The sequence below is a fragment of the Martinezella hainanensis genome (assembly GCF_900094555.1).
In the GTDB taxonomy this organism is placed as follows: domain Bacteria; phylum Pseudomonadota; class Alphaproteobacteria; order Rhizobiales; family Rhizobiaceae; genus Rhizobium; species Rhizobium hainanense.
Window position 1 is genome coordinate 13,196 of the sequence record NZ_FMAC01000023.1, and the last position, 18,717, is coordinate 31,912.

The following is an 18,717-nucleotide window of genomic DNA, read 5'->3' on the forward strand; positions in this document are numbered from 1 at the left end:
GTTGCCAACAACGAGTAGCAACCTTCATGCCACCCTTCGAAATGCGCAAGAGCAAGGGTTTGCGGGATTTTCAACCGCAGCTGCGTGCCCACCGACTGAACAGCGTCGGCAATGGACTGTTCAGTTTCTGGTTATGACAATGCCGGCACTGCGACGATAATCCTCGCCGGAAGCGAGAAAGGGAAGGACGAGATCATGCAACATGTTTCAGGGTTGGAGCGGGCACGAACCGCTCTCGAACAGGGACGACGCTTTCCAGCCGGCGCCCTTTCGCCGCTCGTCGCCGAAAGCTGGCACAGGTGTCGCGAAGCGGGGCTCGATCCAGTAGGCGTACCGCGCGATATTGTCATGCCCTTCGCCGATGTGCGGAGCAGGCGCGATGCAAATGCAGCGTTGCGATCCCTGGCGCTGGCGGAAATGCAACTTCTCCATTCACAGATTGCAGGATCGAATTTCATGATTGCTTTAGCCAATGCTGACGGCGTTGTGCTCGATACGATCAGTGACCAGAGTTTTGCGGATAGCTCCGCCGGTCGATCCATTATCCCCGGTAGTGTATGGAGCGAATGCGAGCGTGGCACCAACGCGCTCGGTCTTGCCGCACGCGAGCGCCAGCCCATCGCCATCTATGGACGCGAGCATTATTTCAGATGCCACGGCCACTTGAGTTGCATGGCCGCGCCGATCCTTGACTCCAATGGTAAAATCCTTGGCCTACTGGATGCCTCCTGTGCAAACGAAGCACGCCAGCAGCATACGCACGCTCTAGTACGCATGGCAGCCGCGCAGATCGAGAACGGCCTGATCTTTAGCGAGTGGGCCGGCAGCTTCATCTTCGCGTTTCATCCGCGCGCCGAATATCTCGACACGCTTTCAGCCGGCCTCGTTGCCGTCTCGCGCGATGGCGCAGTCACTTCGATAAACAGGCCGGGCATGCTGCTTCTGGCAGGCCTGCGGACGGAGCAAGGCGTGCATTTCGATGACCTATTCGAGACGAGCTTCGGCGTCGCAATGGATGGGCTATGGAGCGGTAGCGCCATTCGAATTCGCGACCGTGCGGGTAGCGCCGTATTCATGGTCTGCCGACAGATCGGCCAACGACTGGAGGCGCAACCAATAGCGATGTCTGTCCCATCGCGGCCAATCTTCGTTGCTGATCCGGCAAAACCGGACTTCGTCTGCGAGGATTGGACACTGAAGCGCGCGGTGGCTGAGATGGCGGATGCAGCGGCGCTCCGCATGCCGGTGCATATTCATGGGGAAACTGGAACCGGCAAGGAACTTGTCGCTCGTCATCTGCACAGGTTGAGCAAGCGCAAAGGTGAATTCGTTGCCGTCAATTGCGGTGCGATCCCAGAACCATTGTTCATCGCCGAAATTTTCGGTCACGAGCGCGGTGCCTACACGAATGCCCGCGACAACGGTGCACCGGGGCTCGCGCGGGCTGCAGATGGCGGCACACTGTTTCTCGATGAGGTGGCGGACATTCCGCTTCCTGCCCAAACGGTGCTTTTGCGCTTCCTTGATTCGATGGAGATACGCGCTGTCGGCGGACAGAAGACCCACAATATCGACGTTCAGATCGTATCAGCCACGAATCATAACCTGCACGAGATGGTGAAAGAGCGGATGTTCCGTGCCGATCTTCTCTATCGGCTCAATGCACTCACGATCAACATTCCGCCGCTTGGTGCCCGTTCCGATTTCGCGCTTATCGTGCAACATTTGATGCAGAAACTTGCGCCAGAAACGGCGATTACCGACGCCGCAATTGCCCGGTTGGCGCAGCGATCATGGCCCGGTAACATCCGCGAACTCAACTCGACTCTGCAGCGAGCCCTCATCCGCGGGCACATGAACCACCTCGATGAGGAGTCGTTTAACGACGAGCCCGTGCAAGGCGTTGCAGATTGCTGCAACGCCTGTCGGAACCAGGCGCTCAGTCGACGGCGGTGTGCCGAAATTCGCTCGGTCTACCGGAGCACTGGATGTAACGTGTCAGAGACCGCACGTACACTCAATCTCTCTCGAACGACCGTCTACAAGCACGTCTTGTAGACACTTCTCCTCGATCGGAGCGCTGCGGAAACTATCCGTCCGGCATGGAAAAGCCGATCGCGGGATCCTGGAGTCTGATGGACTGGCGCAATGCGTCCCCTACCCAGCTGTGCGCGTTGGCGGACATCTCCATCGGAACCACTATTCTGCAGCCAACATCCGAAGCGACGAGGACGAGCGTTCATTGCTGTCATTTAGCAAATAGATGAGACAGCTCGTGCGCAGGAGCGAGCTGAAATTGGAAATTGTTCCGTTGATCTCCAACGCTTCGTCATAGAGAGTCGAAAGAAATCGCGCGGTCGAGAAGCCTTGCTTCTTGGCGATCTCGTCGATCAGGATCCAGAACGCTGCTTCAAGCTGGATGCTGGTCGAATGTCCTCCAATGCGTATAGAGCGATTGATCGGGCGATACGATTCGGGGTCCTGGCCTGCATAGATTTCACACATCGTTTTCTCCTCAACTTGCCCGGCATCTAGCATGTTCCGATGAGTGGCGATCGTCAAACACCCGTTGTCTGTCGCCTAGCCAGACCCGCAAGCCACGGATTCCCGACACTTTTTTTGCACGCGGTAACCCACTGCTACCGGGAGGTCCCAATCAAACAGTAAATTTGTCGCGAAGAGGGGGGCCGCAAATTGGCGAAGACAATTCATTCGATGATCCGGGTGCTCGATGAGGCCCGCTCGGTGGAATTCTACGGAACCGCGTTCAGCCTGAGAGTGGAGGATCGCCTGGATTTCGAAACTTTCACGCTCGTTTACTTGAGCAACGACGAGAGCGAATTCGAACTTGAGCTGACGATCAACAAAGGTCGCCAGGAGTCATATTTGCTCGGAGACGGCTATGGCCATCTTGCGGTCTCCGTAGATAACCTCGATGCGATACATGCTCGGCTGGCCGATGTGGGACTAAACCCCAATAAGATCGTCGAGTTCAATCACAATGGCACCCTGCTGGCGCGCTTCTTCTTCATTACCGATCCGGATGGTTACAAGATCGAGGTTCTCCAGCGGCGGGGCCGTTACAAGTGAGCCGACTTGCGATGACTCGTGAAAGACAGGAAATGAAGCCATCGTCCCGAGACATACTGTCGCCTCCGGCGCACGTAGACTTGCGCGGCAGCTAGAGCGTCAGTCCAGCCAGGCCCATAATAAGTCTAAATAGCACCGCAACGACGGCAGTCGCAACCACGCTTACCGCCCAGATAAACACGAGCCAGCCGAACCGGCTCAACCAGGCATTGGAGGTCTTGGCGTCTCGCATTCAGTGATAGCCTTCTCCTAGCCTGACCTTACCCCGGAATACGTAATAGGACCACGCCGTATAGGCGAGGATGAAGGGGATGATGAAGAGTGCACCAACCAAGGTGAACCCCATGCTCTCTGGCGGGGCAGCAGCATCCCAGATCGAGATAGAAGGAGGGATGATATTCGGCCACACGCTGATTCCAAGGCCGCTGTAGCCAAGAAACAGCATGAGGAGCGCAAGCATGAAGGGGCCGGCGTGGGTGGCGTCGCGCTGCAGCGTTCTCAGCAACGCCAGGGTCACAATAAGGACGAGCACCGGTACCGGCGCGAAGAAGATCATATTCGGCAGCGCGAACCAGCGATCCGCGACACCGGCATGGACAAGCGGTGTCCAGACGCTGACGACGACCACGACTGCAAACAGCGCGAATGTCACCGGCCGCCCAAGGTCCTTCATGCGCCTCTGCAAAGGGCCTTCCGTCTTCATGATGAGCCAAGTAGAGCCGAGCAGCGCATAGGCGACAACAAGGCCGAGGCCGGTGAACAGGCTGAAGGGGGTCAGCCAGTCGAGCAGTCCGCCGGAATAGGCGCCATCCTTAACCGAGAATCCGTTGATGAAGGCGCCCAATGCCGCACCCTGCGAAAAGGTTGCGATATAGGAGCCCCAGGCAAAGGCCTTGTCCCAAAACGGTTTGTGGTCCTTATCGGCCTTGAAGCGGAACTCAAACGCAACGCCGCGCCAGATCAGCCCTGCGAGCATCAGGACGAGTGGCAGATAGAGCGCGCTGAGGATGACCGAATAGGCGAGTGGAAAGGCAGCAAGAAGCGACGCGCCACCAAGGACAAGCCAAGTTTCGTTACCGTCCCAGACAGGCGCCACTGTGTTGACCATGATGTCGCGTTCATCACGGCTCTCGACGAACGGAAATAGGATGCCGATACCCAGATCGAATCCATCCATAATGACGTACATCATGAGGCCGAAGCCGATGATGATCGCCCAGATGAGGGGAAGGTCGATGCCCATAGCAGTCAAGCGTCCTTCTGTCCGTCGGCAGTTGCCGAATCGATGCTGTCGGGTGCGGCCGAAAGCGGCCGTGCCGGCCGCTGCGATTGTGCGTTGTCGTGTGGCGGATATTCGTCGAAGGGCTGCGGCCCCTTGGCGACCAGCTTCAGCATGTAGCTCACTCCCGTTCCGAAGACAGCACAATACATGATCACGAACATGATTAGCGTCGTTGAGAGGGCCAGCGCCGAATGGTTCGAAACCGCGTCTTTCGTCCGCATTACCCCATAGACCACCCATGGTTGCCGGCCGATCTCGGTGGTCAGCCAGCCTGCAAGGATGGCGATTAAGCCCGACGGGCCCATCAGGGTCGCAAAACGCAGGAAGGTTCTTGAGTGATAGAGCCCACCCCGCCAGCGTAGGTAGAGACTCCACAGCCCCAGCAGCAGCATCAGCAGGCCGAGACCGACCATCAGCCGGAAGGTCCAAAAGACAATCGCAGAGTTCGGCCTGTCTCCTGGCGCGAACTCCTTGAGGCCGGGAATTTGGCCATTGATATTATGGGTGAGGATGAGGCTCCCAAGAGAGGGAATCTCGAGCGCATAGCGCGTCGTCTCCGCTGCCATGTCGGGCAGTCCAAAGAGGATCAGCGGCACGCTTTCGCCGGGGGTGTTCTGCCAGTGCCCCTCGATAGCGGCGATTTTGGCCGGCTGGTGCTCGAGGGTGTTGAGACCGTGCTGGTCGCCGACCAAAATCTGGATTGGCGCCACGACGAGAACCATCCACATCGCCATCGACAGCATCGTGTGTACCGCAGTTGTTGCGTTTCCTCGCAGCAGATGCCAGGCCGCAGCGGCAGCGACGAATAGCGCCGTCGTGAGGTAGGCGGCGATGGTCATATGCACCAGGCGGTAGGGGAAGGAAGGGTTGAAGATGACTTTCAGCCAGTCGACCGGCACGACGCGGCCGTTCACCACCTCGAAGCCCTGGGGCGTCTGCATCCAGCTATTGGAGGCGAGGATCCAAGTTGCCGAAATCAGCGTGCCGAACGCCACCATGATCGTCGCGAAAAAATGCAGCCCGGGTCCGACCTTGTTCCAGCCGAACAACATGACGCCGAGAAAGCCGGCCTCGAGAAAGAAAGCCGTCAAGACCTCGTAGGTAAGCAGTGGCCCTGTAACACTACCGGCGAAAGACGAGAAATAGCTCCAGTTGGTGCCGAACTGATAGGCCATGACCAGGCCGGAGACGACGCCCATCGCAAAGTTGACAGCGAAGATGTTCGACCAGAAATGATAGAGATCGCGATAGACCGCCTCGTGCCGCCACAGCCAAAGCCCTTCGAGCACTGCCAGATAGCTGGCAAGCCCAATGGTGATCGCTGGGAAGATGATATGGAAGGAAACTGTAAAACCGAACTGGATGCGCGCCAGTTCCAGCGCCGTCAATCCGAACATGTCACGTCCCCCCTCGTCACGAAAGGGATGGCGGGTGCCAAGTCGGAGCTCCCGATCGATTGCGGTTCGAACGCCACCGCCAACTTTGGCCGCGTGTCTACGGACAGCCGGAAGACGTCAGGACGCGAATAGTGCCCCACGACATCAAGATCATACTTGCCGCGTGCAATGACCCGCCGATCGATTTCGGCAAGCTTGATCGTCTCTCCTGTGAAGTCGGGTTCGACGAGGATAGTTCCGAGCGGATCGATGATACAAGACCCTCCCCGGATGAGCACAGTCTCGGGATTATCACCCTGGACCGGCGCATAGTGATGCGGCGCATCCGCGCGCGTGAAATACTGGCAGGCCGATATGACGAAGCATCGCCCCTCTAGTGCGATCGTACGCATCGTCGGCAGCCATGTGTCGCGATCATCCACCGTTGGCGCGCAATACAGCTCGATGCCCTGCGCATACATCGCCATGCGCAACTGCGGCATATAGTTTTCCCAGCAAATGACGCTGCCGATGCGGCCAAGCAGCGTATCGGCCACCGCAATCGTCGAGCCGTCGCCAAATCCCCACACGAGCCGTTCCAGCGCGGTCGGCATCAGCTTGCGATGCTTGCCAAGGAGCCGGCCCGAGGATCCGTAGGTAAGAGAGGTACAGTAAAGCGTTCCGCCGTCTTTCTCGATCACGCCAACGACGAGATGGACGCCGTTGTCCCGGGCGATTTCCCCAAGCCGCGATGCCGTGGAGCCCGGAATATCGATGGCGCTTTCGTAATACCGTCGAAAGTCTTCCCGGCCTTCGGGACTGCGCATGCCGAGCCGAGCCCCAAAATCAATACCCTTCGGATAGCCGCCGACGAACGCCTCAGGAAATACGACCAACCGCGCGCCCTTCCCTGCGGCATCGCGCGCGAGATCATCAAGCTTCTCCATCGTCTTCGGTGTGTTAAACAGGACCGGTGCGGCTTGGACGACAGCCGCTTTGAAAATATCGGACATCACGATGGTCCCCTCGATATTAAACGACGGCTCTAGATGCCAGCGATGGCTGCGCAATGAGACCAGAAAGCAGGGTCAGTGCATCCTCCAGCGCACCGCGATCAGGCGCGACGCCGAGCGATATTCTCACTGCCTCGATCGGATTCTCGCCCGTTGTGAAGGCTGAACTCGCCACGATCGAGACTCCGGCGCGATCGGCATGCTCGGCAAAATCAGCCGCGCGCCAATGGTCGGGCAAACGCAGCCAGAGATGATGCCCATGCGGATCCGCCGCAAAAGGAATATCGCTGAGGATGGATGACGCCAGTTTCTGGCGCTCAACGTTCTCCGTTCGGATGGCATTCGCAATCCTCGCGAGCGTCCCGTCCGAGATCCAGCGGCTTGCCAACGCTGACATCAGAGGCGGAGCCATAAGAATCGTCGCGCGCAACACACCGGCAAGCCTCAGTGCCTGGCTGGCATTCGGTGCAACCACGTAGGCCACTCGCAGTGCGGGCGTTGCGCACTTGGAGAGCGTCGCGATATGCCACGTGATGTCGCTAGCCAGTTCGACCAGAGCGGGGAGACGTTCAAGACGCAACGGTGCATACGGATCGTCCTCGATAATCAAGACCCCATACTTGCGCGCGAGAGCGGCAAGTGCCCGCCGTCGCTCCTCCGACAGCGTGGCCGTTGTCGGATTGTCGATCGTGGGGATCAGATAGAGGGCCTTGGGCTCCTTCTCACGACACACCTTTTCGAAGACTTCGGGAATGATCCCCTGCTCATCCATGGCGACGGGCGCCAAGAGAAGTCCTTTCTGCATGGCGACCGCCTTCAGGCCTGGGTAGCTGACCGCGCCAGCAGCAACGACATCACCACGGCGCAACAACAAATCGCAGATGGCGAAAAGGGCGCTCTGGGCGCCTCCGGCAACAATGATGCGATCAGCACTCGCACCATCAATCCTCTTTCCAAGCCAATTGGCACCCGCCTGCCTATCAAGCTCCGCGCCATTACTCTCCTGATAGTGCAGATTCAGCAAGCCTCGAGAGCCCCCCAATATCTCCGAGATCCCTTGCGGAAAGATCTTCCGCAGGTTCGCCGCCTCCGGCTGCGGCGGTATATTCATACTGAGATCAATCAGCGGCGAAGGACCCGCGGAGGACTTGTTCTCTTCGAGAATTTCGCTGATAAAACTTCCCCTTCCGGCCTGCGCCTCGACCAAGCCCCTCCTCCGGGCCTCGTTAAAGGCCCGGGTGACAGTGGTAAGGTCGACATTTAGCGCCTCGGCAATCGCCCGCTGCGCCGGAAGGCGCTCACCGCGGGCGACACGACCGGATCGAATGTCTGCCTCCAGCGCCTCAACGATTCCTAGATATTTCATGCGCGCGTCTTCAACCAGCCTTGGTCGCCACATCCTAGCTCACTCCATCATGTATGGCTTATTGACATACAATATATCTAGCATGTATGGAGTCGTCGTGAAAGCGCTAAATTTAGCGGCGGCTCTCGGCAAAGCCCGGAGATGAGGATGCATGATCTCTGTATAGATGCCCAAAGTCGACGGACCTCCACGTGTTCTCTCTTCACCCTGGAGATAACCGGCAAAGACATCGCCCAGATCCAATCGGCCAAAAGCGAGATCCCGGCAGGAACACCGATCAATATCGCCTTCCTTGGAAACGAGACGCACCAGCAGCGAATAGGTGCCGCCAGGATCATTCGTGACTCTGGTTTTGAGCCGGTCCCGATCATTTCATCCAGACGGCTCAGATCCTGCGATGACCTTGATGATCTGATCGGCGGCTTGATCCAAGCTGCCCAGCCGCAACGATTCATGTTCGTGGGAGGAGACCCGGCAGTGCCGGCCGGCCCGTACGCGGATTCTCTCTCGCTTCTCAAAAGCGGGGTCCTTGACCGCCACGCGATCCGGCAGGTTGGCATCGTTGGCTATCCGGAAGGTCATCCGAAGATCGAAAACGACAGATTGTGGGAAGCGCTTCGGTGGAAGCTCACTTTTCTTCAAGATGCCGGCTGTTCTGTCGAAATCACCACACAATTCGGATTTGACGCGGATGCCATTGTGGATTGGCTGACAAAACTGCGCGGCTTCGACATCGGTGTTCCGGTGAGGATCGGTATTCCGGGACCGACGGAAGTCGGCAAGTTGATCCGCTTTGCCCGGCAATTCGGTGTCGCAACATCAACGGCGGCTCTTTGCCAATACGGTCTTTCCCCGGCGAACTTGCTTCATCGAGCCCGACCGGAGCGGTTCGCCAACCGCCTCGTTGACAGCATTGAAGCACGACAATTCGGTTCGGTCATTTTCCATCTCTATCCTTTCGGTGGCATCCTCGATAGCGTCCAGTGGATGACCGGCTTTCTGAGGCAGCGCCGCTACGCTCCTCCTGGCGCGGCGCAGCCGTCAAGCGAGCGTCGTTCGAGCGCGCCGCGAATCATCATTTCAGATCTTCTTCGTCAAGATAGCCAAAGTGCCAAGCACTCATCGCGCTCCTGCAAGCTACCAGCATGTACGGCTACAACAAAAGGACCAAGCAAATGACCACCCCTTCGCAACCGTTGTCGCCCTCCAGCGGCGTATTAAAGAAAGCGCTGCAGGCCTGCCCTCTCATCGCTGTCCTACGTTGGATCACACCGCAAGAGGTTGAGGGTGTCGCAGAAACGCTCATCCAAGCCGGCTTTCGGCTGATCGAGGTGCCATTGAATTCACCGGAACCCTATGTCAGCATCGAAAGGCTCGCCCGGCGGTTCGGAAGCGATGCCATAATTGGTGCGGGTACCGTCATGTCGGTGCAAAGCGTTGCTCAGGTCAGCGATGCCGGCGGACGGCTCGTCGTTATGCCGCATGCTGATACGGCTGTCGTCCGTGCCGCGCGCGAGCATGGATTTGCCTGCTTTCCTGGCGTAGCGACACCGACCGAAGGCTTTGCCGCGCTCGATGCCGGCGCCGACGGACTGAAGATTTTTCCGGCCGAAGCTATCTCGCCCTCCATCCTCAAAGCCTGGCGCGCCGTCTTCGCTAAAGAGATCCCCCTCTTGCCTACGGGAGGGATCACGCCGGAGGCTATACCTTCCTGGCTGAAGGCTGGCGCCAGCGGCTTCGGTATCGGCGGCAATCTCTACCGCCCGGGGAAATCACTGAGCGAGATTCGGAAGAGCGCGATCGAATTTGTGAAGGCTTGGGGTGAAGCTTTCCCAGCGGAAACTTCAGTCAATTGATGCTGGCCGTGGCCTGGAGGCCCTTCATCTTTCGATAAAAGTTTGCCAGCGGCCAGGCTCAGAAGCCATACGCACATCGGTCGCGCTTTGTATGTATGGCTGGATAGCGCACACTGGTATCATCAGACAACGAATTCACCCCACATTGGCCGGAGGAACATGGCGTGGCGAGGGCCTCTGCATTGGGCTCGCGGCAGAATATTCTTCCATGATTTCAAGGAACTTCGGAACATCGTCTCTGTAGGGACGAGGACATCTGGGTTTAAGTAACGTTCAGCATCGCTGTCCGGCCAGCTACCATACGCAGAATTAAGCTACCATACACAGAATTAAGGAGCACGGTTCCATGGCAAGACTTCCGCTTCGTACGATCGTAGACGCACCCGAAGAGGCCCAGCCGCGCCTTGATGCGGCTGAAAAGAACAATGGCTTCCTGCCGAACCTCGTCCGGCTGCTGGCCAACGCACCAGCGGCGCTCGAAACCTATCAGACGGTAACAGCGATCAATGGCCGGGCTTCGCTCAGCCTTGCGGAGCGTGAAGCCGTGCAGATCACAGCCGCCGTGACCCATGGCTGCGGCTTCTGTGTGGCGGGTCATTCTGCCATCGCCGACAAGAAGGCAAAGTTGGAAAAGCCCATAATCGATGCGTTGCGCAATGGGACAGGCGTCCCGGATATACGCATCGACGCGGTCGCGCGGTTTACCGAAACGGTCATCGCCTCCCGCGGCTCTGTGAACGACGCTGAGCTCGCTGCATTTAAGGCTGCAGGCTTTGACGATCAGGCAGCGCTTGAGGTCGTACTCGGCGTCAGCCTCGCAACGCTATGCAACTTCGCCAACAATCTCGGTCAGCCAGAGCTGAATGCTCAACTCGCCCCCTATGAATGGAAAGGAGCGGCATCACCCGCTGGTGTGCAATGAGCTTCGTTCTACCTCGTGATCTGATCGACTGGCTTTCCTTCTCGACCGAGGCGATCGATCTCGGCGACATTCAGGCCGAGGTCATTCTCCCTCGGCTCGCGGAGGCCGGATTGCCGCGCATCGGTGTGCCAGAACACCTTGGCGGCTCCGGAGGCGACGCGGTCGATGCGGTGAGGGCGGTTGCTGCGGTCGCGCAGGAATCACTTGCAGTCGCATTCATGCTATGGGGCCATCGCTGCTTCGTAGAATTCCTGCTTCAGAGTGCCAATGCGCCTTTGCGGGACAGGCTGTTGCCGGACCTTCTGGCAGGCCGTGTCGCGGGTGCCTCGGCACTGTCGAACGCGATGAAGTTCCTTGCAGGTATCGAGCCGCTCCAGGTCACCGCGCGCAGTGAAGGTGAAGTCCTTGTCACCAACGGAAAACTCCCCTGGGTGACCAATTTGCGGCCAAAGGGTTTTCACGTCGCTGCGGCAGCTGACCGGGTCGAGGGCGGCCCGGCGCTGATCGTCTCGCTCGCTCACGACGATCCGGGTCTGACACGCACCCCCGATCTTGCGTTGATGGGCATGCGTTCTTCCGATACTGCGGCGGTGACGCTTTCGGGTGTTCGCATCCCGCGTGACCGGATCATCGCCGAGAACGCGCAGGAATGGCTGCCTAGGGTTCGCCCCATCTTCATCGCCCTACAATGCGGCATGGCGATCGGCCTTGCCCGCCGATCCTTGATCGAAGCTTCCACCTGCGGCGGGCCGGGCCGTGATATTCTGGCTTCTTCTCTCGAAGAGACGGATCAACGGCTACGTGCGCTCGACGTGCAACTTTCCACTGGCTTACGCAGCGGTGCTTTCGTGGCTACGCCGATTCCGCTCTTCGAATTACGGATCGAACTGGCCGAGATCGTCGCTGAAGCCGTTGCCCTGGAGCTTCAGTCCGCCGGCGGGCGATGCTATCTGCGCGAACCGGGCCGCGAGTTCGCACGACGCTGGCGGGAGGCCGCCTTCATTCCTCTTATCACGCCGAGTCTCGTGCAACTACGCACGGTGGTGGCAGGTGCAAAGAAGGCCGCATGAGCGGGTCCCGACAACGCACGGCTCTAAGGGCGCACCAGGTCGCGCTGCGCTATCCCGGCGCCTCTCATTTGGTTGTGGCAAATTTCAACCTCGATCTCGCGTCCGGAGAAATCGTATCGATCCTCGGACCGAGCGGGATCGGCAAGTCAAGCCTGCTACGGGTTCTGGCGGGCCTGCATCGGCCCGTTGCCGGTTTCGTCGAGGTGGATGGCGCTCCCCTTGAAGACGTCCATCCCCGCCTCGCCATCGCCTTTCAGAATCCAGGCCTGTTGCCCTGGTTGGATCTCGAGCGCAACGTCGCCTTTGGTCTGGATTTCAGGCGTCAACCACGCCTGTCCGTCAACGAACGTCAGGCACGGATTAACGCCGCGATACGCGAGGTCGCCCTCGATCACGCGCGCGGCCTTCGACCATCCGCCCTTTCCGGCGGCATGGCACAACGGGCCGCACTGGCGCGTTGCCTTGCCCGCGAGCCGCAGGTGCTGTTGTTGGACGAGCCTTTTGGGGCGCTCGACGAGGTCACGCGAGCCGGAATGCAACAATTACTCGTTCAGGTCGTCACGGATCGTGGCAGCGCCGCCGTTTTGGTGACTCACGATATCGATGAGGCATTGATTGTATCGGATCGAATACTGCTGCTTGGCGGAGCGCCGGCCAATAAGATCGGGGAATGGCGGATCGATCTCCCCCGACCCCGCGAAGACTATGTGGCCGAACTTGGCCACATCCGCATCGAAATCGTCAGTACGCTGCGCAAAGCTATCCACCATCAATAGAGGACCTCTCCGATGCCAACCGAAGATTCCCTTTTTTCCCGCCGCGACATTCTCCGCCTTTCTGCACTCCTGACCGCTTCTGGGGCACTGCCGTTCCTCAACGCCCGCGCCGCCCGTGCGCAGGACCCGAATGAACCAGTCAAGATCGGCTACCTGCCAATCACGGATGCAACGCCGCTTCTTGTCGCGCACGGCAAGGGCCTTTTCGAAGCCGAGGGACTGCATGTCGAAAAGCCGGTGATGTTCCGCGGCTGGTCACAAATCGTTGAGGCTTTCCTTGCCGGACAGGTCAACGTCGTCCATCTTCTCTCGCCAATTACCGTGTGGGCACGCTACGCCGGCAAGACACCGGCCAAGGTCGTTGCCTGGAACCATACCAGTGGATCGGGGCTAACGGCCGCCAAAAATATCAATTCAGTGGCCGAACTCGGAGGCAAAACCGTTGCCATCCCTTACTGGTACTCGATCCACAATGTTGTACTCCAAAAGCTTCTACGTGAGAACGGCCTGACGGTCATCACCAGCGGCAAACCGGCAGCGGGTGAGGTCAACCTCGTCCTGATGGCGCCCTCCGACATGGTGCCGGCTCTTGCCTCGGGCCAGATTGCTGGCTACATCGTGGCCGAACCGTTCAATGCCGCCGCTGAAATCAACGGTATCGGCAAAGTGCTACGCTTCACTGGGGACGTGTGGAAGGATCATGCCTGTTGCCTCGTCTTCATGCATGAGCAGGATTTGACTGACCGGCCTGAATGGTCTCAGAAGGTCGTCAATGCGATGGTCAAGGCCCAGCTTTGGACGCGCGCCAACAGGGCCGAAACAGCGCAACTTTTGTCTTCCAGCAATGCGCAGAAATACACGCCACATAGCCAGGAAATCCTTGCTCGCGTCCTGACGCCCACAGAAGGTGATATTGCCGGATATGTTTCGTCCGGCGCGATCAGGCATCCTGAATGGCGGGACCGGCGCATCGACTTCCAGCCCTATCCCTTCCCCAGCTACACGGAAGAATTGGTTCGTATGCTTAAGGACACACAGGTAGCAGGCGAGCGGGCCTTCCTGGACGCGCTGGACCCAGCCTTCGTGGCACGCGATCTCGTTGACGACCGCTTTGTCAAGCGCGCATTGGCTGACGTCGGGGGGTTACAGGCCTTTGGCCTTGTCGACGATTGGACGCGACAGGAGGTTCTTCAAGCGTGAGTGTGACGGGTCAGCGGGTTGGCGGATTCACGGCCAAAGAATGCGATGAACGGCGGTCGCGCAATGCCACAAGCATTCTTCGTTTCGCCTCGGGCATCGGCGGCCTTGCCGCATTGGTGCTGCTCTGGTGGGTGTTGACCGATCTGCTGGCACCGGAACGCAGTTTTGCTCACCGCTTCTCTCCTTCTCTGGCGCTGCCGGCTTTTGTCAATCTGCTCTCCGGTCCCGATCTCTGGTACCATACCCTGCTTAGTCTTCAGCGCGTGCTGATCGGGCTGGGCTTTGCTCTGTTGATCGGTGTTCCGGTGGGGTTGCTTGTCGGAGCATCACGAACGGTAGAGACGGCCACCACACCTGCTTTCCAGTTTCTGCGTATGATTTCGCCACTCTCCTGGATGCCGATCGCCGTCATGGCCTTCGGCGTCGGTAACGCACCGATCTATTTTCTCCTCGCTTTCGCTGCTGTGTGGCCAATCCTTCTCAATACGGCCGCGGGCGTGCGCCAGCTCAATCCCAATTGGCTCCTGTTGTCGAAAAGTTTGGCCGCGACGCGATGGGAGACGTTGTCCCGAGTGATCCTCCCTGGTGTTCTGCCACATGTATTGACCGGGCTGCGGCTTGCCATCGGCATCACCTGGATTGTGCTGGTGCCTTGCGAAATGCTCGGTGTCCAGGCCGGGCTCGGCTATTTTATTCTCGATACGCGTGACCGGCTCGCCTATCATGAGCTGATGGCGATGGTGCTCGTCATCGGAATCTTAGGGTTTGCACTCGACAGCACCGCTCGAATGATGATGAGGCGCCTGTCCTCGCAATCTTAGGGTATTCGCGGTGGAGATCCTTCTTTGGGGGGCTCCGGCAGTGCACCATCAGTACGGACAGCCCTACGGCATCAACGCTCACGGTGGGCCATTCTTAAAGTCCTCCACTCCGAGCAGCGACGGGGCCTTGATCATTTGGGTATTCAACCAACCTTTCCTCAGGAGCCCCATGATCAAGCTCTCGCATCGCCAGCGCGGCACATATGATCAGTTAGGCGTGTTCCGTTACCAACAACGGACGCGGAGGCTTTGTGCTTGCCAACGAGCGCGTTCGCGAGTTTACGGGAGGAGGCGATGACAGGCACGACGAAGAGCCATGGTGATAGCCACACCATGAAAGGCTATGCCGATCTCGTAGCGCTCACCGGGTTCCTTCCCGAGCACATCAACTTTCCGGTCTCGCGAACGCAAAGCGCGATCTCGCTCGTCCTGTTCTTCGCTCTGCTGATTGGGCTGCCGATCCCCGCGCCCATCTTGTCCTCGCAGGGGCTTAGCGTCTTCAATTCATTCGATCGCGCGGGCTCGCTGGTCTTCGGCGGCGGACGCGTTGTGCTGCCGCTTCTGGAAACGGGGGTGCTGAAACGCGGCTGGGTCAGCCATGACCAGTTTCTTGCAGGCTATGGGCGGCGCAGGCCGTTCCAGGGCCGCTGTTCACCTTCGCGGCCTATCTGGGGATCTTGCTAATGCTGGAGCCCAATGGCCTCATCGGAGCAGGCATTGCTCTGGTGGCCGTCGGCCGTTTCGTTTTCTCGACGGTCGAAAACGGCCTCGGTAAGCCGACCGATGCGGTCGGCGGCCCGAACGGCTCGGCCGTCACCAAGAGGGCCTCCGCGGAAGCGATCGATTTTCGTAAACGCGAAAGTGCGCGAGCCCTGATGCGGGGCGCCAATGCTGCTGTGGTCAGCATCCTCGGCGCAGCGCTCTACGATCCCGTCTTCACCAGCGCCATTGTCGGCCGACTCCAATTCGCCCTAGCGCGCACCTTCTTCGTATTGCTGATGGCTTGGAAGACCAACCCCTGGATCGTTGTGCTCGTCGCCGCGGAGGGTGGCCTGCTGATCGGCACTGCCTGACGACTGTTGCGGCCGAGGAAAGCGACGAAATTCGAGCTTGAACTTTACTTCCTAACACAGGAGTTTTTATGTCGTACGACCCCGTCATTGAGCTGTCTGCACTCTTAACTTTTGATCCCTTCCGCCTGCTCGATGCGCGCGCACCAGTGGCTTTCAACGCCAATCATCCACCATCTGCCGTTCCTGTACCGATTGAGGCATGGGAGTTGGCGGCAAGAGCCGACGAGACCTCTTTCGAGAATGTCGACTATTGGGAGGAGGCGATCAGCGCTCTCGGAATCGACGGCAAGGCAGCCGTCGTCGTTTACGACGACGGCCGAATGACCGAAGCAGCCCGTGTTTGGTTCATTTTGCAATATTTTGGGGTGAAAGCCTTCATCCTGAACGGCGGATGGCCCGCCATTGACGGCTCAGACAACTGGTCCGGATTGGCTCTGCCGTTTGACGGCCCGGCACCATTCGCAGCACGGCCTGGATCAGGTTCGGTTGGCCTTGTCGATCGCCAGCTTCTCAAAGCCGAACTTGGCGCAAATATTCGTGTTTTCGATGCCCGAACGCCGGCAGAGTTTGCGGGCGACGATCTTCGGCGCAATGCGCGCGGTGGTCATCTGCCGGGTGCCCGGCTGCTGCCGCATTCCATTTTGCTCGCCTCCAGCCGGCTAAAGCCGGCCAGGGAATTACGTGCTCTCCTGACCACCGCCGGCTTCCAGCCGGGAGACCATATCGTCACGCATTGTGACGGCGGCGGTCGAGCCGCGCTCGCTGCTGTCGCGGCTGCCCGGGCTGGGTATGACGATGTTCGAGCCTACTATCTCAGTTTTGCTGACTGGGCGAAGGACGAAAGCTGCTCGATCGTCAAGACTGACTGACCAGAGGGCATCATCCCCCGGCAGCTCATCCGAACCGGTCCTTGGCGGAAGCTCTCCATCGAGGTAAACGCCTTCAGCATTGGCCGCGCAATCCAAAAACGCTCCGCACTCAACAGTCGCTTGAGCACAAGCTGGACAAGCAGTCCACAGGAAGGCTTGGGCGATCTCCGTCGTCAACAGCCGGTCCCGGTTCTTCGAAAACGACGAGGCATCCCAGACCGCCTCGTCGATGCTAAGTCTGACGAAGCAGCGGAACAAATAAAGCATCTGCAGCAGCGTTCCGGGGCAATCGACGGCCGACCGGTCTTGGCATACAGCGCCGCAAGCTAAGTGTTCACAAGTTCGCGCATTGCCCGAAGCGGATGCCCGGCCGCAACCCGTGCCTCAAGATCGGTATACGAAAACAGAGACCCAGTCCGATCATCCCCGCCCCGCATCAAAACTCCCTCCCCATCCCTATCAAAAAGGAATCATGCACCCAACACAAATGGCAGCGCTTTCTTCAGCAACCTGTTGGCTGGTAAGTGGGACGTGTTTGTCGCAGATCACTCCACTCCCGCGTCGCGGATAAGCCCGGCGATTTGCTCAAGCTGACCGGCTAAGGGATTAGTCTTACGCCAAACCATTCCAATCGTGCGGGAAGGACGATGTTCCGATAGACGCGCTACCGAGACCGGCGCTGAGCGGGTTTCAAGCGGCACCGCCATTTGTGGAATGAGCGTTACTCCGAAACCGGCGCCCACCATCTGTACGAGAGTGGCAAGCGAGCTTCCTTCCATGAGGTCGCGGGATGCGGTCGCCGTCGTGTTACAGAAGGAGAGCGCCTGATCGCGGAAGCAATGCCCCTCCTCTAATAGGAGAAGGCGCATTTCACGTAACATTTCTGAATTGGGCACCGGCATGCGGGCATCTTTCAGAGGACGGACAAGAACGAACTCCTCTTCAAACAGTTTCTCTTCGTGGAGCGACGATACCGACACTGGCAACGCAACAATTGCGGTATCCAGCCGCCCATCCATCAGGTCTTCGATGAGCTTCTGCGTCACCGCTTCTCGCGGATGCAGGTCAATTCCGGGAAAACGCGCAGTTAGACGTTTGATAATGACGGTCAGCAAATAGGGTGCAACCGTGGGAATAATTCCAATTCGCAACCGACCGGTCAAAGGGCCTAACGAAGCACGGGCGAGATCGCTGAGTTCGTCAACAGAACGAAGGATTACGCGCGAGCGCTCTACAAGAGCCTCGCCGAGCCTGGTCAATCGGATCTGTCGAGCGTTCCGCTCAATCAGAGGAGCACCAAGTAGACGCTCCAACTCCTTCATTTGCAGCGATAGTGCTGGCTGTGAGATAGCGCAAGCCTCCGCCGCCCGGCCAAAATGCTGGTGCTCAGCCAGCGCCTCAAAATAACGGAGGTGTTTGATAGAGATTCCATTCATTAGCCCTACATATTGCAGTCATAAGAAAATGCAAATTCTCTTTATTGATTGGACATGATATCGACATCGCGTCAACGAATGATTGCCATACCGGTATATCCATCTCAGGGTCCCGATGATGCAATCATTTGCATTCACTCACGCAGAGACGGAGATTTGTATGGATGGAAACGCTAACTCAAAGGCCGGCAAATGTCCGGTAATGCATGGTGCGCAGGCTGCGACGGGCATTACGGTGATGGACTGGTGGCCGAATGCACTGAACCTGGACATTCTTCATCAGCACGACGGCAAGACGAATCCGCTGGGTGAAGGGTTCAGCTACCGTGAAGAGGTCAAGAAGCTGGACGTCGAGGCGCTGAAGAAAGACCTTCACGCGCTGATGACGGACAGTCAGGCCTGGTGGCCTGCGGACTGGGGCCATTACGGCGGTCTTATGGTTCGCATGGCGTGGCACACTTCGGGATCGTACCGTACGACGGATGGCCGTGGCGGGGCTGGCACCGGCAACCAGCGTTTTGCTCCGCTAAACTCGTGGCCGGACAACGCCAACCTCGACAAGGCGCG

Annotated in this window: 19 protein-coding genes and 2 pseudogenes; 13 read left to right on the plus strand and 8 right to left on the minus strand. The window is 58.7% G+C overall.

The window, feature by feature from the left end:
* The first annotated feature begins 348 nt into the window (after positions 1 to 348).
* Positions 349 to 2,058 carry a sigma-54-dependent Fis family transcriptional regulator gene (locus GA0061100_RS33180; RefSeq protein ID WP_159444829.1) on the plus strand — a complete coding sequence of 570 codons (1,710 nt, stop codon included), beginning with the start codon at positions 349 to 351 and terminating at the stop codon, positions 2,056 to 2,058.
* A 141-nt stretch (positions 2,059 to 2,199) separates the two neighbouring features.
* Here GA0061100_RS33180 and GA0061100_RS33185 read toward each other — a convergent pair whose 3' ends face one another.
* The gene (locus GA0061100_RS33185; RefSeq protein WP_075857112.1) at positions 2,200 to 2,505 is read right to left on the minus strand and encodes a ribbon-helix-helix domain-containing protein; all 306 of its coding nucleotides are present in this window, start codon (positions 2,503 to 2,505) and stop codon (positions 2,200 to 2,202) included.
* A gap of 189 nt (positions 2,506 to 2,694) precedes the next feature.
* Here GA0061100_RS33185 and GA0061100_RS33190 point away from each other — a divergent pair, with 189 nt between their 5' ends.
* On the plus strand, positions 2,695 to 3,090 hold the full coding sequence (locus tag GA0061100_RS33190; RefSeq protein ID WP_075857113.1) for a VOC family protein: 396 nt from the start codon (positions 2,695 to 2,697) through the stop codon (positions 3,088 to 3,090).
* Positions 3,091 to 3,181: 91 nt separating this feature from the next.
* Here GA0061100_RS33190 and GA0061100_RS35445 read toward each other — a convergent pair whose 3' ends face one another.
* From GA0061100_RS35445 to GA0061100_RS33215, 5 genes are read right to left on the minus strand one after another with little or no spacing between them, the layout of a single operon-like run.
* A complete protein-coding gene (locus GA0061100_RS35445) occupies positions 3,182 to 3,322 on the minus strand; it encodes a DUF2474 family protein (protein WP_075857114.1) in 141 nt (46 codons plus the stop codon).
* Positions 3,323 to 4,333, minus strand: coding sequence for a cytochrome d ubiquinol oxidase subunit II (cydB, locus tag GA0061100_RS33200; protein WP_075857115.1), 1,011 nt, complete (start codon positions 4,331 to 4,333; stop codon positions 3,323 to 3,325).
* Positions 4,334 to 4,338: 5 nt separating this feature from the next.
* The gene (locus GA0061100_RS33205; RefSeq protein ID WP_075857116.1) at positions 4,339 to 5,769 is read right to left on the minus strand and encodes a cytochrome ubiquinol oxidase subunit I; all 1,431 of its coding nucleotides are present in this window, start codon (positions 5,767 to 5,769) and stop codon (positions 4,339 to 4,341) included.
* Positions 5,757 to 6,818: a carbon-nitrogen hydrolase family protein gene (locus tag GA0061100_RS33210; protein ID WP_425298732.1), complete on the minus strand. Its 1,062-nt coding sequence runs from the start codon at positions 6,816 to 6,818 to the stop codon at positions 5,757 to 5,759. Before GA0061100_RS33210 ends, GA0061100_RS33205 begins: the two co-directional genes overlap by 13 nt.
* On the minus strand, positions 6,781 to 8,160 hold the full coding sequence (locus tag GA0061100_RS33215; protein WP_075857118.1) for an aminotransferase-like domain-containing protein: 1,380 nt from the start codon (positions 8,158 to 8,160) through the stop codon (positions 6,781 to 6,783). The genes GA0061100_RS33210 and GA0061100_RS33215 overlap by 38 nt, the downstream gene beginning before the upstream one ends.
* Before the next feature lie 114 nt (positions 8,161 to 8,274).
* Between GA0061100_RS33215 and GA0061100_RS33220 the strand changes: the two genes are divergently transcribed.
* From GA0061100_RS33220 to GA0061100_RS33265, 10 genes are all read left to right on the plus strand, one after another.
* Positions 8,275 to 9,306, plus strand: coding sequence for a methylenetetrahydrofolate reductase (locus GA0061100_RS33220; protein ID WP_075857119.1), 1,032 nt, complete (start codon positions 8,275 to 8,277; stop codon positions 9,304 to 9,306).
* Positions 9,273 to 9,983, plus strand: a complete 711-nt coding sequence (locus GA0061100_RS33225; RefSeq protein ID WP_244558023.1) for a 2-dehydro-3-deoxy-6-phosphogalactonate aldolase — start codon at positions 9,273 to 9,275, stop codon at positions 9,981 to 9,983. The genes GA0061100_RS33220 and GA0061100_RS33225 overlap by 34 nt, the downstream gene beginning before the upstream one ends.
* Before the next feature lie 346 nt (positions 9,984 to 10,329).
* Complete coding sequence (locus GA0061100_RS33230) at positions 10,330 to 10,905, plus strand: carboxymuconolactone decarboxylase family protein (RefSeq protein WP_075857121.1); 576 nt, start codon at positions 10,330 to 10,332, stop codon at positions 10,903 to 10,905.
* Positions 10,902 to 11,975: an acyl-CoA dehydrogenase family protein gene (locus tag GA0061100_RS33235; RefSeq protein WP_075857122.1), complete on the plus strand. Its 1,074-nt coding sequence runs from the start codon at positions 10,902 to 10,904 to the stop codon at positions 11,973 to 11,975. Before GA0061100_RS33230 ends, GA0061100_RS33235 begins: the two co-directional genes overlap by 4 nt.
* Positions 11,972 to 12,751: an ABC transporter ATP-binding protein gene (locus tag GA0061100_RS33240; protein ID WP_075857123.1), complete on the plus strand. Its 780-nt coding sequence runs from the start codon at positions 11,972 to 11,974 to the stop codon at positions 12,749 to 12,751. Before GA0061100_RS33235 ends, GA0061100_RS33240 begins: the two co-directional genes overlap by 4 nt.
* Positions 12,752 to 12,763: 12 nt before the next feature.
* Positions 12,764 to 13,951 carry an ABC transporter substrate-binding protein gene (locus GA0061100_RS33245; protein WP_075857124.1) on the plus strand — a complete coding sequence of 396 codons (1,188 nt, stop codon included), beginning with the start codon at positions 12,764 to 12,766 and terminating at the stop codon, positions 13,949 to 13,951.
* Positions 13,921 to 14,772 (plus strand): ABC transporter permease, encoded by an 852-nt coding sequence (locus GA0061100_RS33250; protein ID WP_244558024.1) that lies wholly within the window; start codon positions 13,921 to 13,923, stop codon positions 14,770 to 14,772. Before GA0061100_RS33245 ends, GA0061100_RS33250 begins: the two co-directional genes overlap by 31 nt.
* A gap of 294 nt (positions 14,773 to 15,066) precedes the next feature.
* Entirely contained in the window at positions 15,067 to 15,456 is a 390-nt protein-coding gene (locus GA0061100_RS35340; RefSeq protein WP_075857125.1) for a chromate transporter, read from the plus strand.
* Positions 15,456 to 15,845, plus strand: a complete 390-nt coding sequence (locus GA0061100_RS35345) for a hypothetical protein (RefSeq protein WP_075857126.1) — start codon at positions 15,456 to 15,458, stop codon at positions 15,843 to 15,845. Before GA0061100_RS35340 ends, GA0061100_RS35345 begins: the two co-directional genes overlap by 1 nt.
* A gap of 68 nt (positions 15,846 to 15,913) precedes the next feature.
* The gene (locus GA0061100_RS33265; RefSeq protein ID WP_075857127.1) at positions 15,914 to 16,714 is read left to right on the plus strand and encodes a sulfurtransferase; all 801 of its coding nucleotides are present in this window, start codon (positions 15,914 to 15,916) and stop codon (positions 16,712 to 16,714) included.
* A 44-nt stretch (positions 16,715 to 16,758) separates the two neighbouring features.
* Here GA0061100_RS33265 and GA0061100_RS34210 read toward each other — a convergent pair.
* Together GA0061100_RS34210 and GA0061100_RS33270 are read right to left on the minus strand one after the other, a co-directional pair.
* Positions 16,759 to 17,151: pseudogene (locus GA0061100_RS34210) on the minus strand (transposase); the annotation flags it as partial.
* Between the two features lie 108 nt (positions 17,152 to 17,259).
* Complete coding sequence (locus tag GA0061100_RS33270; protein ID WP_075857128.1) at positions 17,260 to 18,150, minus strand: LysR substrate-binding domain-containing protein; 891 nt, start codon at positions 18,148 to 18,150, stop codon at positions 17,260 to 17,262.
* A 160-nt stretch (positions 18,151 to 18,310) separates the two neighbouring features.
* On the opposite strand from GA0061100_RS33270, the pseudogene GA0061100_RS33275 reads away from it, so the two are divergent.
* Positions 18,311 to 18,717, plus strand: a pseudogene (locus GA0061100_RS33275) (catalase-peroxidase); the annotation flags it as partial.

Coding starts and splice junctions, on each gene's coding strand:
- cydB (WP_075857115.1), bottom strand. CDS start 4,333: ATGGGCATCGACCTTCCCCTCATCTGGGCGATCATCATCGGCTTCGGC.
- GA0061100_RS33225 (WP_244558023.1), top strand. CDS start 9,273: ATGTACGGCTACAACAAAAGGACCAAGCAAATGACCACCCCTTCGCAA.
- GA0061100_RS33220 (WP_075857119.1), top strand. CDS start 8,275: ATGCATGATCTCTGTATAGATGCCCAAAGTCGACGGACCTCCACGTGT.
- GA0061100_RS33185 (WP_075857112.1), bottom strand. CDS start 2,505: ATGTGTGAAATCTATGCAGGCCAGGACCCCGAATCGTATCGCCCGATC.
- GA0061100_RS33240 (WP_075857123.1), top strand. CDS start 11,972: ATGAGCGGGTCCCGACAACGCACGGCTCTAAGGGCGCACCAGGTCGCG.
- GA0061100_RS33215 (WP_075857118.1), bottom strand. CDS start 8,160: ATGTGGCGACCAAGGCTGGTTGAAGACGCGCGCATGAAATATCTAGGA.
- GA0061100_RS33205 (WP_075857116.1), bottom strand. CDS start 5,769: ATGTTCGGATTGACGGCGCTGGAACTGGCGCGCATCCAGTTCGGTTTT.
- GA0061100_RS33265 (WP_075857127.1), top strand. CDS start 15,914: ATGTCGTACGACCCCGTCATTGAGCTGTCTGCACTCTTAACTTTTGAT.
- GA0061100_RS35340 (WP_075857125.1), top strand. CDS start 15,067: ATGACAGGCACGACGAAGAGCCATGGTGATAGCCACACCATGAAAGGC.
- GA0061100_RS35445 (WP_075857114.1), bottom strand. CDS start 3,322: ATGCGAGACGCCAAGACCTCCAATGCCTGGTTGAGCCGGTTCGGCTGG.
- GA0061100_RS33270 (WP_075857128.1), bottom strand. CDS start 18,150: ATGAATGGAATCTCTATCAAACACCTCCGTTATTTTGAGGCGCTGGCT.
- GA0061100_RS33235 (WP_075857122.1), top strand. CDS start 10,902: ATGAGCTTCGTTCTACCTCGTGATCTGATCGACTGGCTTTCCTTCTCG.
- GA0061100_RS33230 (WP_075857121.1), top strand. CDS start 10,330: ATGGCAAGACTTCCGCTTCGTACGATCGTAGACGCACCCGAAGAGGCC.
- GA0061100_RS33245 (WP_075857124.1), top strand. CDS start 12,764: ATGCCAACCGAAGATTCCCTTTTTTCCCGCCGCGACATTCTCCGCCTT.
- GA0061100_RS35345 (WP_075857126.1), top strand. CDS start 15,456: ATGCTGGAGCCCAATGGCCTCATCGGAGCAGGCATTGCTCTGGTGGCC.
- GA0061100_RS33180 (WP_159444829.1), top strand. CDS start 349: ATGCCCTTCGCCGATGTGCGGAGCAGGCGCGATGCAAATGCAGCGTTG.